The following is a 13,883-nucleotide window of genomic DNA, read 5'->3' as shown; positions in this document are numbered from 1 at the left end:
GCGGACACCGCCGGGAAACCGCTCGTATCCTCGGGGAATGACCTCCACGGGAACCGGAAGCCGCCCCACCGACAACGCCATGCGCCGCGCCCTGAAGCGGGCCGGGGACGGGGTCGCGCTGGATGTGACCGAGGCCGCCGTCCTGCTCCGGGCGCGCGGCGCGGACCTCGACCGACTCGCCTCGTACGCCGCCCGGGTGCGGGACGCCGGGCTCGCCGCCGCCGGACGGCCGGGGGTCATCACGTACTCGAAGAGCGTCTTCGTCCCGCTGACCCGGCTGTGCCGCGACACCTGCCACTACTGCACGTTCGCGACCGTCCCGGGCAAGCTGCGCCGCGCCGGGCACGGGATGTTCCTGTCCGTGGACGAGGTCCTCGACATCGCCCGCAAGGGCGCCGCGCTGGGCTGCAAGGAAGCCCTCATCACCCTCGGCGACAAGCCGGAGGACCGCTGGCCCGAGGCGCGCGAGTGGCTCGACGCGCACGGCTACGACGACACGCTCGCCTATGTGCGGGCCGTGTCCGTCCGCATCCTGGAGGAGACGGGGCTGCTGCCCCACCTCAACCCGGGCGTCGTGTCGTGGACGGACTTCCAGCGGCTCAAGCCCGTCGCCCCGTCCATGGGCATGATGCTGGAGACCACCGCCGAGCGCCTCTGGTCCCGTCCGGGCGGCCCCCACTACGGCTCGCCCGACAAGGAACCGGCGGTGCGGCTGCGGGTGCTGGAGGACGCCGGCCGCTCGTCGGTGCCCTTCACCAGCGGACTGCTCATCGGCATCGGCGAGACGTACGAGGAGCGCGCCGAGTCGCTGTTCGCGCTGCGCCGCGTCTCCCGCGCCTACCACGGCATCCAGGAACTGATCATCCAGAACTTCCGCGCCAAGCCGGACACGGCGATGCGCGCCGCGCCCGACGCGGAGCTCGACGACCTGGTCGCGACGGTCGCCGTGGCACGCCTCGTCCTCGGCCCGTCCGCCTGCCTCCAGGCCCCGCCGAACCTGGTGGACGACGCCCACGCGCGGCTCATCGGCGCGGGCATCGACGACTGGGGCGGGGTCTCCCCGGTCACCATCGACCACGTCAACCCGGAGCGCCCCTGGCCGCAGATCGAGGAGCTGGCCGAGCGCTCCGCGGAGGCCGGGTTCGAACTGCGGGAACGGCTGTGCGTCTACCCGGAGTTCGTCAGGCGCGGCGAGCCGTGGCTCGACCCGCGGCTGCTGCCGCACGTCACCGCGCTCGCCGACCCGGAGACGGGCCTCGCCCGCCCGGACGCCGTGCCGCGCGGGCTGCCGTGGCAGGAGCCCGACGAGGCGTTCACCGCGAGCGGCCGCACCGATCTGCACCGCACCGTCGACACGGACGGCCGCACGGGGGACCGGCGCGGCGACTTCGACGCGGTGTACGGCGACTGGGACGCCCTGCGGGAGGCCGCGGCGCCCGGACTGGCGCCGCAGCGCGTCGACGGGGACGTACGGGAGGCGCTGCGGGTCGCGGCGGACGACCCGACGCGGCTGACCGACGCGCAGGCGCTGGCGCTGCTGCACGCGGACGGGCCCGCGCTGGACGCCCTGTGCGGGATCGCCGACGACGTGCGCAGGGCGGCCGTGGGCGACGACGTCACGTACATCGTCACGCGGAACATCAACTTCACCAACGTCTGCTACACGGGCTGCCGGTTCTGCGCCTTCGCCCAGCGGCGGACCGACGCCGACGCGTACACGCTCTCCCTGGAGCAGGTCGCGGACCGGGCCGCGCAGGCGTGGGACGTGGGCGCGGTCGAGGTGTGCATGCAGGGCGGCATCCACCCGGACCTGCCCGGCACGGCGTACTTCGACATCGCGCGGGCCGTGAAGGAGCGCGTGCCGGGCATCCACGTCCACGCCTTCTCCCCGATGGAGATCGTCAACGGCGCCTCCCGCACCGGCCTGTCCGTCCGCGACTGGCTGACCGCGGCGAAGGAGGCCGGGCTCGACTCGATCCCGGGCACGGCGGCGGAGATCCTCGACGACGAGGTGCGCTGGGTGCTGACCAAGGGCAAGCTGCCCGCCGCCACCTGGATCGACGTGGTCCGCACCGCCCACGAGCTGGGCATCCGCTCCTCGTCCACGATGATGTACGGGCACGTCGACCAGCCACGGCACTGGCTCGGGCACCTGCGCACCCTGGCCCGGCTCCAGCAGGAGACCGGCGGGTTCACCGAGTTCGTGACGCTGCCGTTCGTCCACACCAACGCGCCGGTGTACCTGGCGGGCATCGCCCGGCCGGGCCCGACCGTCCGCGACAACCGGGCGGTCACGGCGATGGCGCGGCTGCTGCTCCACCCGCACATCACCAACATCCAGACCAGCTGGGTGAAGCTCGGCGCCGAGGGCGCGGCGCGGATGCTGCGCTCGGGCGCCAACGACCTGGGCGGCACGCTCATGGAGGAGACCATCTCCCGCATGGCCGGCTCGGCGTGGGGCTCGTACAAGTCGGTGCGGGACCTGGTGGCCATCGCGGAGGCGGCCGGCCGCCCGGCGCGGCCCAGGACCACGCTGTACGGCGAGGTGCCCGAGGAGCGGCGGGCGGCGGCCGAGGCGTCGGACGGGCACCTGCCGCGGCTGCTGCCCGTCCTGACGGACTGACCTCCGGCGCGCACCGGGGCGCCCCGGCCGTGCGTACGGGCACGGGGCGGCGGCCGTGGCGCACGGGGCCGGGCGGTGGCCGCCGGGTAGGGAGGGGAGGGGCGGCCGGGGTTCGTCAGGGGCCCCGGCCGCCCCCGTTCAGGCGGCGCTCTCCGCCGACTTCAGCAGATGCGTCAGGTTCTGCCGAGCCCGGTTGACGCGGGAGCGGACCGTGCCGATGGGGCAGCCCGCGATGGACGCGGCCTCCTCGTACGACAGGCCCTTCACCTGCGTGAGGATGAACGACTCGCGGCGCGGGGTGTCGAGCGACTCCAGCAGGTCGAGCAGGGCCACGCCCTCGTCGAAGCCGGGCAGCCCGGTCTGCTGGGTGCGCTCGGCGGCCGCCTGCCAGTCGGCCGTGTCGGCCAGGCGCGGGCGGGCGGCGTTCGACCGGTAGCGGTCCACGACCACCCGGCGGGCGATCGACAGCAGCCAGGTCCGGGCGTGGCAGCGCGCCGCGAACCGGGGGAGGCTGCGCAGCGCCCGCAGATAGGTCTCCTGCGTGAGGTCGTCCGCGCTGTGGGCGTCACCGCAGGCGCGGGTGATGAACCGCCACACGTGCGGATGGGTCGCGGCGATGAAGTCCTCCGTCGCCGCCGTGTCGCCCCGGGCGGCGGCCAGGGCCCAGTCGGTGATCTGGTCGTCGTCGGTGACGGCGGCACGGTCGCGTACACCACTGAGGTGGGTGGGCATGGGAAAGTCCTTCGTTGCTGGCCGTGGCCGGGCGCACGCGTCCGGCCACGCGTGCCCGCCGCGCGGCTCGGCGGCCGGCGCGGTGGCGCACGTGGGAGGGGGTGTCAGACGCTGGCGGTCCGCGTGCCGCCCCGCCGCGTCCGCGGCCGGGTCAGCAGGGGACCGGGCACCCCCGTGGCGGGCCGCGCCGGGAGACGGCGTGCCGCAGCAGCAGATCCCGCAGCGGGCGCGGAAGTACGGCGACGGGCGCGCCGCGCGGGACGGAGACGGGCCGCGGGTGGGCCAGCCCCGCGAGGGCGAGCCGCAGCGGTTCGAAGAGGGCGCCGTGCAGGGAGCGGGCGATGGTGAAGGAGGCGGCCTCGCCGCGCCACATCCACAGTCCGCACACGACGGCGGCCAGGACATGGGCGGAGAACATGGTCCAGGAGCCGTGGGTGAGGAGCTGCACCACATAGGCGAGCGTCGACTCGGGTCCTGGCGGCGCCGGCGGCGCGGCGGTGGTGTGCGCCTGCCATACGGCCTGGGCGACGGGATCGGTGGCCCCGCCCATGCACACGCTCTGCGGGAGGGCGGCGGCCTGCTGCTGGTGCTGGCCGTGGTGTCCGCCGCCGCCGGGGACGGGCGCGAACGAGAAGATCGTGTGCAGGGCCAGCTGGACGCCGACGGTGCTCGCCGTGATCGCGAGGGCGCCGCGCTCGGCGCGCCCCAGCCACCAGGCGGCGGCCGTGGTGGCGGCCATGGCCCCGGCGAGGAAGCCGGCGGGTAACGGGTAGTCGGCGGCGAGGGTGTGGCCCACCGCCGCGGTCAGCACGCACACGGCGGCGAAGACGACGGCGCGCACCAGCCGCAGAGCGGGCCCGGGGCCCGCGGGTGTCACCAACGCACGTCACCCCGCCTCGGAGTCGTGGGGTCCGGTCTTCCGCGTGCTGTCGAGCGTAGGGGTCGCGGCGGCGGACTGTCCTTCGGTTGCCCGCACCCGGCGGCGCTGCCGGGGCGGTTCTGCGTCAAGGGATACGCACGGCACGCCGGTTCAGTTCACCGGCAGGCGGGCGCACTGGCGGCAGGTGCGGGCGGAGGAGGCCACCACGGCGTGCGAGGCCGCCGCGAGCGCCCCCGCGGCCACGGCGAGCGGCCAGTTGGTCACGACGACGGAGAGGGTGACCAGGACGAGCGCCGCGACGGCCATGGCGATGCTCGCCGCCGTGCCCGTCCAGGCGACCGCGAGGGGCAGCCGGTGCGGGGTGGGAAGCCAGCGGGCGAGCCGCCCGGTCGCGGCCAGCGTGGCGGCGGCGAGGACCGAGGCGACGGCGGCCACGGCGACCAGATGGACCGTCAGCAGCGAGGTGGTGCGCGGCAGCTGCCAGGTGGCGCTGTCGTGGCTGGCCGTCCAGATGAGCAGCCAGCACGCGACGGCGAGCGGCACGGTGAGCGCCGCGGCGCGCGCGGTGTGCCGGGCCTGGGCGATGGTCAGCTCCCGCTGGAACGTCGGCGCGAGATGGTCCGGCGAGCCGAACTCCCGTACCGCCAGCTCGGCGGCCCGCTCGTAGGGCACGCCGGCGCGCAGGTGGGCCGAGACCGTGTCGTCCAGGCCGTCCCGTATCTCCGCGACGAGGCGGGACTTGGCGCGGTTCGGGCCCTGGAGGGACTCCTCGAGGGCGGCCACGTACGCGTCGATGGGGTCCTGGGGCGCGGCGGGACGCCGCTTGCCGGACGCCGTGGCGCCGATGCTCGTCTCCATGCCCGCCCCGGTGCTCATGTGGCCAGTCCCGTCGAGGGGTTCGCCGGGTTGAGGACCGAGCCGATCGCCGTGGTGAACTCCCGCCAGGCGGTCCGCTCATGGGCCAGGCTACGCCTGCCGGCCTCGGTCAGCTCATAGCAGCGGCGCCGTCGTTCGCCGACCGAGTCCCAGCTGCTCTTGAGCAGGCCGAGGCGCTCCAGGCGCTGGAGCGCCGGGTAGATCGTGCCCGTGCGCAGCTCCAGCGCGCCGCCGCTGCGCTGCTGGACGGCCGCGATGATCGCGTACCCGTGCAGCGGGCCCGGTTCCAGCACGGCCAGGAGGAGTCCGTCCAAGTGGCCGCGCACCGCGTCTGTCCTCATGACCAGCGATTCTACCCAAGCGTGATGTAGGCGTGCTATCTATTGGTAGCCAACTTATCGAGGGTCTCTCGGTCCCGCTTGGAGGCACTGTCGTGACCAAGCTCCTCCTGTCCGTGCACGTGCTCGCCGCCATCCTCGCGGTCGGGTCGATCGCAGTGGCGGCCTCGCTCTTCCCGCGCTTCGCCAAGCAGGCGGTGGCGGAGGGCCCGCAGGGGGAAGGGGGTGACGAGAAGGGGAAGGCCGTCGGCATCGCCGCGTTCCCACCGCATCTGCCGGGTCTACGCCGTCGCCGGGCTGGTCGTGCCGGTGTTCGGCCTGGCCACGGGCGCGCAGATGGGCGTCCTGGGCGACGCCTGGCTGATCACCTCCATGATCCTCACCGCCCTCACCGCGTTCCTGCTCGCCATGGCGATCATCCCCGGCCAGGAGCGGATGCTCACCATGGCCCGGCAGGGCGGCGCCGCCGTCCAGGGGCTGAACGCCGCCGCCGCCCGGCTCGGCATGCTGACCGGGATCTTCAATCTGCTGTGGGCGATCGTCGTCGTGCTGATGATCGTCCGCCCCGGCTCCACGACGGGCGCGTGATCCGATGAATCTGAAGGTGCTGCGGGTCGCCGCGGCGGTCGAGGCCGTCTCCGTGCTGATCCTCTTCGTCAACCTCTTCACCATCCACGCCAAGCCGATCACGTCCCTCGGCGGGCCGACGCACGGCACGGCGTACCTGGTCACCATCGTGGCGACCTTCTCGCTGACGGTCGCGGGCGCGGCCGGCGCGGCGCGGGCGCTGGCGTTCGTCCCCGGCATCGGCGGGATGCTCGTCCTCAACTGGCTGCGGCGCCACCCGGAGGCGGTCAAGGCGCCCGCCAAGGACCCGGTGGGGTGAGCGCCGTGGCCGACCGCACCCGCGCCATGGCCCCGCCGTCCGGCCCCGCCATCGAGGCGACGGGCCTGGTGAAGACGTTCGGCGGCAACCGCGCCGTCGACGGTGTCGACCTGACCGTCCAGCCGGGGACCGTGTACGGCGTCCTCGGCCCGAACGGGGCGGGGAAGACGACGACCGTGAAGATGCTCGCGACCCTCTTGCGGCCCGACGGCGGCCGGGCCCGGATCTTCGGGCACGACGTCGTACGGGAGGCCGACACGGTCCGCGGCCTGGTGAGCCTCACCGGGCAGTACGCCTCGCTGGACGAGGACCTGACCGGCCACGAGAACCTGGTGCTGCTCGGCCGGCTGACCGGCCTCGCGAAGCGGGCGGCGCGCGAGCGGGCGGACCGGATGCTGGAGGCGTTCGCCCTGGTCGACGCCGCGGGCCGGCAGGTGAAGAACTACTCGGGCGGCATGCGGCGCAGGCTCGACATCGCCGCGTCGATCCTCAACACGCCCGCCCTGCTGTTCCTGGACGAGCCGACGACCGGACTCGACCCGCGCTCGCGCAACCAGGTGTGGGAGATCGTCCGCGCCATCGTGGACCTGGGCACCACCGTCCTGCTGACCACGCAGTACCTCGACGAGGCCGACCAGCTGGCCTCCCGGATCGCCGTCATCGACAAGGGCCGGGTCATCGCCGAGGGCACCAAGGGCGAGCTGAAGGCGTCCGTCGGCGCGGGCTCCGTCCATCTGCGGCTGCGCGACCCGGCGCAGCGGGCCGAGGCCGAGCGGATCCTCGCCCTCCACCTGGCCGCCGAGGTCCAGCTGGACCCCGACCCGGTGGCGCTGACCGCCCGCGTCGACAACGCCGACGGGGACCGGGGCGCCGCCGAGCGGGCCTCGCAGGCGCTGGGCGAACTGGCCCGGCGGGGCATCACGGTCGACACGTTCTCGCTGGGGCAGCCCAGCCTGGACGAGGTGTTCCTCGCCCTGACCGACCGGAGGGCGGACGCCGACGGCGCGAACGCCGGTGTGAAGGAAGGGGCCGCGGCATGAGCGCCACCACGTCCGGCGCGGCAGCCCCGCGCGGCGACGAGCTCGCACCCGTGTCGGCCCGCACCCTCGCCGAGCTGCTGTCCGCCGGGGAGCGGCCGCCGAGGCCCGGCCCGTGGGCCGCGTCCATGGCGTTCGGCTGGCGGGCCATGCTGAAGATCAAGCACGTGCCGGAGCAGCTGTTCGACGTGACCGTGCTGCCGGTGATGCTGGTGCTGATGTTCACCCACCTCTTCGGCGGCGCCCTGGCCGGCTCCCCGCGCGAGTACATCCAGTACCTGCTGCCCGGCGTGATGGTGATGTCGGTGGTGATGACCACCATGTACACGGGCATCGCCCTCAACAACGACATCGACAAGGGCGTCTTCGACCGCTTCCGCACCCTGCCGGTCTGGCGGCCCGCCACGGTCGTCGGCTATCTGCTGGGCGACGTCCTGCGGTACTCGATCGCCTCCACGGTGATGCTCACCGCCGGTCTGCTCATCGGCTTCCGGCCGGGCGGCGGCGCCACCGGGGTCGTCGCCGGGGTGCTGCTCCTCATCGTCTTCGCCTTCTCCTTCTCGTGGATCGGCACGATGTTCGGCCTGCTCGTGCGGGACGAGAAGACGGTGATGGGCGCCTCGATGACGGTCATCTTCCCGCTGAACTTCCTCAGCGACATCTTCGTCGACCCCGCCACCATGCCCGGCTGGCTGCGGACCCTGGTCGACCACAACCCCGTCACCCATGTCGCGTCGGCGGTCCGGGGCCTCATGGACGGGCGCTGGCCCGGCACCGAGGTGGCGTGGACCCTCGGCTGGTCGGCCGCGCTGGTGGCCGTGTTCGGCTCCCTGACCGTGCGCCTCTACAACCGCAGGTGACCCCGCGCGGACCGGCGTCCGTGGCCGGTTCGCGCACCCCCCGTTCCCCCCTCAACTCCCTTTGCGAAAAGGGGATTTACGCCCTCCGGGGGGCCGCCGCGCACGCTGCGTGAACTCCTTGCTCTGGCCGGTTGCCGGTTGCTAACGTGCCGACGTAGCACCATCGATCATGGCGGGGGAACGCGGGGGATTCGATGAGTAGCGCAGATGTCGACGGCATTCGTCCTTTATCGCCCACTCTGAGCGCGGCGGTCCGGACCGACCTCCCGGTGGACGAGCTCCTCCCGGCGGACTCGCCGCGCACCGACGGCCTGGACCAGGAGTACGTCGGCGCGCTCGTCGCCCTTGACGGGGAGCTGCCGCCGATCGTCGTCCACCGGGCCAGCATGCGCGTCGTGGACGGCATGCACCGGCTCGCCGCGGCCCGCTCCCGGGGCGACCGCTCCATCAGCGCCTTCCTCCTCGACGTGCCCGAGCACAGCCTCTTCGCGGTCGCCGTCAGCCTCAACATCGCGCACGGCAAACCGCTCACCCACACCGACCGGCTCGCCGCCGCCGGGCGCATCCTGCGCGAGAACCCGGCGCTCTCCGACCGGTACGTCGCCTCCGTCACCGCGCTGTCGCCGCGCACCGTGTCCCGGGTGCGCCGTTCAACCGCCGAGGTTGCGCAGTCGAACACCCGTATAGGGCTGGACGGCAAGCGGCGCCCCGCCGACCTGGCGGGTGTCGCCGGGGGCCGCCAGCGGGCCGGCGAGCTGATGCTGGAGCGGCCGGAGGCGAGCCTGCGCGAGATCGCCCGCGCCGCCGGGATCTCCCTGGGCACCGCGCACGACGTGAAGAAGCGCCTGCTGCTCGGCCGCGACCCGGTGCCGGAGGGCCGCGGCGGGACCCGCGCGGCCGACCGGGCCGGGCACACCGCCGAGGCCCGTGTCCCGGGACCGCGCCGGCCCCGCCGCGACCCGGCCTCGCCGCGCGAGTCCGGCGAACTGCTGGAACGGCTGCGCAAGGACCCCGCGCTGCGGCTCTCCCAGTCCGGGCGGTTCCTGCTGCGCTGCCTCGCCGTGCACGACGTGGACGGCTCCGTCTGGGCGCGGCTCGCCACGACCGTCCCGCCGCACTGCGCCGAAGGGGTCAGCAAACTGGCCCGCGAGTGCGCCGACATGTGGCTGCGCTTCGCCGAGCAGGTCGACCGGGAGGCCCGCGGCGGCCGCACCGGGCAGCGCTCCCACACCAGCGCCTGACCCCCGCCGCCGCCTCGCGGGACGCCGTACGCCCTCGGCCGCCGCGCACCGGGCGCCCTACCCCTTGTGGCCGCCGCGCCACCGGAAGGCCGCCGCACCCCTTGTGACCGCCGCGCACCGGGCGCCGTACCCCTCATGGCCGCCGCGCACCTGGCGTCGCGCCCCTCATGGCCGCCGCGCACCTGGCGGGGCCCCGTACCCGTACGGAAGGCGCCGTGCCGTCCGTCGGGCCGGGCCGCGCGGGGGCCCCTCCGGCGGCCGCGGGCGGACGTCGAACACCCCTGCGGGCAGAGGCCGTTGTGAGAGGATCTCGGCAACGAGAGGCCGGTCGGCGAGCGGCAGACGAGACGAGACGAGCGCCGTCCGCAGCACGAGCGCCCGACCGCGGCACCGGCGCCCCGGCAAGGCCGCTGTCCGCAGCACGACCGCCCCGCCCGCACCAGCACGCCCGCATCTCTTCTCCCACCGTCGAACCGCCAGGACCCGCCCGGACCCGCCGGGTCACGGACCGCCGGGCATCGGCTCCGCACGCGCGCCACCGCGGCCCGGCCGGCCCGGCCCTCCTCCCGGTGCGATGGACGACTCGCAGAAGGTGGCAACCATGACCGTCGCAGAGACCGCCGGGCCGCCGAAGTACCCCTTCGGACCCGTCGTACGACTCGACCTGCACCCCCGGTACGCCGAGCTGTGCCGCAACGAACCGGTGTCCCGCGTGACCATGCCGTACGGCGGCGAGGCCTGGCTCCTCACCGGCTACCACGAGATCAAGGAGTTCCTCGCCGACCCCCGGTTCAGCTCCCACGCCGCGACCGCGCCCGACACGGCCCGCGTCACGCCGCTGCCGCTGCGCCCCGGCAACCTGCTGAGCATGGACCCGCCGGACCACGGCCGCATCCGCAAGGTCGTCGCCCACGCCTTCCGGCCGCGCATCGTCTCGCAGCTCGCCGACCGCATGCGCGACCTCGTCGACTCCGAGCTGGACGCCATGGAGGAGGCCGGACCGCCAGGAGACCTGGTGCAGCGGCTCGCGATCCCGCTGCCGGTCCGGATGATCGTGGAGCTGTTCGGCGTCCCGTACGAGCAGCGCGCCGAGTTCCGCCGCTACTCCGACGTCTTCGTCGCCACCTCCGCGCACACCAAGGAGGAGATCGACGAGGCCCGCGACGGTCTCGAGGAGTTCCTCCGCAGGCTCATCGCCACCCGCCGCTCCAGCCTCTCCGACGACCTCATATCCGTGCTGATCGAGGCGCTCGACGCGGGCGAGCTGTCGGAGATCGAGGCCGTGCGCACCGGGATCGGGGTCCTCATGGCGGGCCACGAGACCTCGCTCAGCATGATCTCCAACGTCTCCTTCCTGCTCCTCGCCCAGCGCGAGCTGTACGGGCAGCTGTGCGCCGACCCGAAGCTGCTGGACCCGGCCATCGAGGAGATGCTGCGCTACATCCCGCTCCGGTCGGTGGGCAGCTTCCCGCGCCGCGCGACCGAGGACGTCGTCATCGGCGGAGTCACCATCCGCGCCGGCGACACGGTGATCTTCCAGCGGGCCCAGGGCGACCGCGACGAGCGGGTCTTCGACGACCCCGACACCATCCGCTTCGACCGGGAGCGCAACCCGCACCTCGGGTTCGGCCACGGCATGCACTACTGCCTGGGCGCCAGCCTCGCCCGCGCCGAGCTCAAGGTGGCCCTGGAGGGGCTGATGGCCCGCTTCCCGTCCCTGCGACTGGCGGGCACCCCGCAGGACGTCCCGTGGAAGCCGGGCCTCATCGCGCGCGCCCCGGAGTCGCTTCTCGTCACCTGGTGAACCGCCCCGGCGCCCGACGACCGGGGCCGCGCGTACCGATGTGAGGGAGACCATGGCACCCAGCCACACCACCACCTGCGCCATCGCCGGAGCGGGGCCCGCGGGACTGATGCTCGGCATGCTGCTGGCCCGGGCGGGCGTCGACACCGTGGTCCTGGAGAAGCACGACGACTTCCTGCGTGACTTCCGGGGCGACACCGTGCACGCCTCCACCCACCAGCTCATCGACGAACTGGGCCTCGGCGACACCTTCCGCGGCCTCGCCCACCAGCGGATCGAGCGCCTCCAGGTCGTCACCGACGACGGGCCGCACACCCTCGCGGACTTCACCCGCCTGCCGGGGAGGTTCCCGTACATCACCTTCCTCCCGCAGTGGGACTTCCTCACCTTCCTGCAGGACGAGGCCGAACGCTTCCCGAACTTCAGGCTCGTGAAGAACGCCGAGGTCACCGGGGTCACCACCGCCGGGGCTCGGGTGACGGGGCTGCGCTACAAGGACGCCGACGGCGTCGAGCACACGCTCGCCGCCGACCTGACGATCGGCGCCGACGGCCGCCGCTCCGCCGTCCGCGACGCGGCGGGCATGCGGCCGCGGGTCTTCGGCTCGAAGATGGACATCCTGTGGTTCCGGCTCAGCAAGGAGGACGGCGACCCGGGCGGCATGGTCGGGCGGCTCTCCGACGGCCAGCTGTTCGTCCGCATCGAGCGGGTCGGGCACTGGCAGGCCGCCATCGCCGTCCGCAAGGGCGGGTACGAGGAGCTGCGCGCCCGCGACCTGGACCGCTTCAGGGACCAACTCGCCGCGCTCACCCCGTTCCTGGCCGGCCGGCTGGCGGACGACCTGCGCACCTGGGACGACGTGAAGGTCCTGGACGTGCAGATCGACCGGCTCACCCGCTGGTGGCGGCCCGGCCTGCTGTGCATCGGGGACGCCGCCCACACCATGTCCCCGATCATGGGCGTCGGCATCAACCTCGCCCTCCAGGACGCCGTCGCCGCCGCCAACATCCTCGCCGGGCCGCTGCGCGACGGCACCCTCGCCGACGAGCACCTGGCGCGGGTGCAGAAGCGGCGGATGCCGCCCACCGCCGCCACCCAGCGCATCCAGCGGTTCCTGCAGACCCGGTTCCTGGAGCCGTGGGTGCGCGGCGAGGGCAAGTCCACCACGCCCGTCGTGCTGCGGCTGCTGAAGCGCTTCCCGCCGCTCCAGGGCGGCCCGGCCCGCGCCATGGCCATCGGCCTGCGCCCCGAGCACCCCGGCCCGCTGCTGCGCTGAACCACCGGCCGCCGCCCGGCCCTTCGCCGTACCGGGCCGTGCCGTTCGCGTACCGGGCCCGGCCGTTCGCCGTGCCGCCGCCCGGCTGCCGGACGGGCCGCCGCCCGGTCGCGGGCCGTACCGCCGCCCGCCCCTCGCTTCCTGACGAAACGGAGAGACGCCACCCATGCGCGTACTGATGACGATCACGCCGGGCACCGGCCACACCTATCCGATGGTGCCGCTGTCCTGGGCGCTGCAGACGGCCGGCCACGAGGTCCTCGTCGCGTCCTGCGGGCCGGGTCTCGCCCTCGGCGAGGCGGGCGCCCGCACCGTGGACGTGGCGCCCGGACTGTCGCTGGACCGGATGGTCGGCGAACTGATGCGCAACCACCCGGAGGTCGCCGCGAAGCTCCTCCAGGAGGCGTCGGGCGTGCCGTACCTGGAGGTCGTCGGCGGGGCCGTCGCGGCCGCGCTGCGGCTCCAGCCCGAGCTGGTCGACGCGGTGATCCGCACCGCCGAGGAGTGGCGGCCCGACCTGGTCGTCCACTCGCCGCTGTTCACCCCCGGCATGGTCGCGGCGGCCAAGCTGGGCGTGCCCGCCGTGCAGCACGGCTTCGGCTTCGTGAACCCGTCCGCCGAGATGATGGGCGAGCTGCACAAGGACCTGTTCGACGCGCACGGCGTCGCCCTGCCGGAGGCGCGCGCGACCATCGACATCACCCCGCCGAGCGTCGTGGCGCCCGAGCCGGGCATGTGGTCGGCGCGCTTCGCCCCGTACAACGGCAGCGGCCCCCTGCCGAAGCCGCTGTTCGACCTCCTCAACTCCGCACCCGGCCGGCCCCGCGTCGCCGTCACCCTCGGCAGCGGCCCCGTGCCGGGCGAGGCGGCGCTCGTCCTGGAGCGGATCGCGCAGTCCGCGCCGAAGACGGACGCCGAGTTCGTCGTCGTCCTGCCGCGCATCGACCTGGAGCCGTTCGGCCCGCTGCCCGACAACGTCCACACCTTCGACTGGGTGCCCTACAGCGCACTGCTCGCGACCTGTTCGGCCGTCGTCCACCACGGCGGACCCGGCACGGCGCTGGGCGCGATGGCGCACGGGCTGCCGCAGATCATGCCGGCCCTCAAGGGCCTGGGCCGGCCGGTCGTCGCCAAGGCGATCGCCGACCGGGGCCTCGGGCGGGTCGCCGAGCCCGGCGAGATCGGCCCGGAGCTGCTGGAGTCCGTCCTCGCCGACACCTCGATCCGCGAGGCCGCGGCGGAGGTGCGGGAGGAGATGCGGGCCATGCCGGCCCCGTACGACCTGGTCCCGCGCCTGGAGGAGCTGGCCGCACGCTGACCCGCGGCGGCG

At 74.3% G+C, this 13,883-nt stretch carries 12 protein-coding genes and 1 pseudogene; 9 read left to right on the top strand and 4 right to left on the bottom strand.

The genetic code is table 11. The features are described from left to right. The first annotated feature begins 37 nt into the window (after nt 1-37). Nucleotides 38-2,623 carry a bifunctional FO biosynthesis protein CofGH gene (locus ACSUPT_RS12250; protein ID WP_399218878.1) on the top strand — a complete coding sequence of 862 codons (2,586 nt, stop codon included), beginning with the start codon at nt 38-40 and terminating at the stop codon, nt 2,621-2,623. A gap of 138 nt (nt 2,624-2,761) precedes the next feature. Here the strand turns inward: ACSUPT_RS12250 and ACSUPT_RS12245 are convergent, their stop codons facing one another. From ACSUPT_RS12245 to ACSUPT_RS12230, 4 genes are all read right to left on the bottom strand, one after another. Next, on the bottom strand, nt 2,762-3,355 hold the full coding sequence (locus tag ACSUPT_RS12245; RefSeq protein ID WP_351964460.1) for a sigma-70 family RNA polymerase sigma factor: 594 nt from the start codon (nt 3,353-3,355) through the stop codon (nt 2,762-2,764). 151 nt (nt 3,356-3,506) lie between these two features. Continuing rightward, the gene (locus tag ACSUPT_RS12240; RefSeq protein WP_399218880.1) at nt 3,507-4,235 is read right to left on the bottom strand and encodes a hypothetical protein; all 729 of its coding nucleotides are present in this window, start codon (nt 4,233-4,235) and stop codon (nt 3,507-3,509) included. A 150-nt stretch (nt 4,236-4,385) separates the two neighbouring features. Continuing rightward, nucleotides 4,386-5,111, bottom strand: a complete 726-nt coding sequence (locus tag ACSUPT_RS12235; RefSeq protein ID WP_436944256.1) for a permease prefix domain 1-containing protein — start codon at nt 5,109-5,111, stop codon at nt 4,386-4,388. Continuing rightward, nucleotides 5,108-5,452: a PadR family transcriptional regulator gene (locus ACSUPT_RS12230; RefSeq protein ID WP_351964457.1), complete on the bottom strand. Its 345-nt coding sequence runs from the start codon at nt 5,450-5,452 to the stop codon at nt 5,108-5,110. The genes ACSUPT_RS12235 and ACSUPT_RS12230 overlap by 4 nt, the downstream gene beginning before the upstream one ends. A 92-nt stretch (nt 5,453-5,544) precedes the next feature. On the opposite strand from ACSUPT_RS12230, the pseudogene ACSUPT_RS12225 reads away from it, so the two are divergent. From ACSUPT_RS12225 to ACSUPT_RS12190, 8 genes and pseudogenes are all read left to right on the top strand, one after another. Continuing rightward, nucleotides 5,545-6,037 (top strand): annotated as a pseudogene (locus ACSUPT_RS12225) (hypothetical protein). 4 nt (nt 6,038-6,041) lie between these two features. After that, entirely contained in the window at nt 6,042-6,335 is a 294-nt protein-coding gene (locus ACSUPT_RS12220) for a DUF3817 domain-containing protein (protein ID WP_351964455.1), read from the top strand. A 26-nt stretch (nt 6,336-6,361) separates the two neighbouring features. Next, the gene (locus ACSUPT_RS12215; protein WP_436946205.1) at nt 6,362-7,375 is read left to right on the top strand and encodes an ATP-binding cassette domain-containing protein; all 1,014 of its coding nucleotides are present in this window, start codon (nt 6,362-6,364) and stop codon (nt 7,373-7,375) included. Next, a complete protein-coding gene (locus tag ACSUPT_RS12210) occupies nt 7,372-8,232 on the top strand; it encodes an ABC transporter permease (protein WP_351964453.1) in 861 nt (286 codons plus the stop codon). Before ACSUPT_RS12215 ends, ACSUPT_RS12210 begins: the two co-directional genes overlap by 4 nt. A gap of 269 nt (nt 8,233-8,501) precedes the next feature. Next, a complete protein-coding gene (locus tag ACSUPT_RS12205) occupies nt 8,502-9,473 on the top strand; it encodes a ParB N-terminal domain-containing protein (protein WP_436944255.1) in 972 nt (323 codons plus the stop codon). A 601-nt stretch (nt 9,474-10,074) separates the two neighbouring features. Beyond that, a complete protein-coding gene (locus ACSUPT_RS12200; protein WP_361655450.1) occupies nt 10,075-11,277 on the top strand; it encodes a cytochrome P450 in 1,203 nt (400 codons plus the stop codon). A gap of 52 nt (nt 11,278-11,329) precedes the next feature. After that, nucleotides 11,330-12,553 carry an FAD-dependent oxidoreductase gene (locus tag ACSUPT_RS12195; protein WP_436944254.1) on the top strand — a complete coding sequence of 408 codons (1,224 nt, stop codon included), beginning with the start codon at nt 11,330-11,332 and terminating at the stop codon, nt 12,551-12,553. Nucleotides 12,554-12,719: 166 nt separating this feature from the next. Continuing rightward, nucleotides 12,720-13,871, top strand: a complete 1,152-nt coding sequence (locus tag ACSUPT_RS12190; RefSeq protein WP_399218884.1) for a nucleotide disphospho-sugar-binding domain-containing protein — start codon at nt 12,720-12,722, stop codon at nt 13,869-13,871. The last annotated feature ends 12 nt before the right edge of the window (nt 13,872-13,883 follow it).

This window comes from Streptomyces sp. SudanB25_2051 (assembly GCF_964272635.1).
GTDB lineage: Bacteria > Actinomycetota > Actinomycetes > Streptomycetales > Streptomycetaceae > Streptomyces.
The sequence above is the reverse complement of the archived record's forward strand: the minus strand, read 5'-3'. Positions and strand labels throughout refer to the sequence as shown.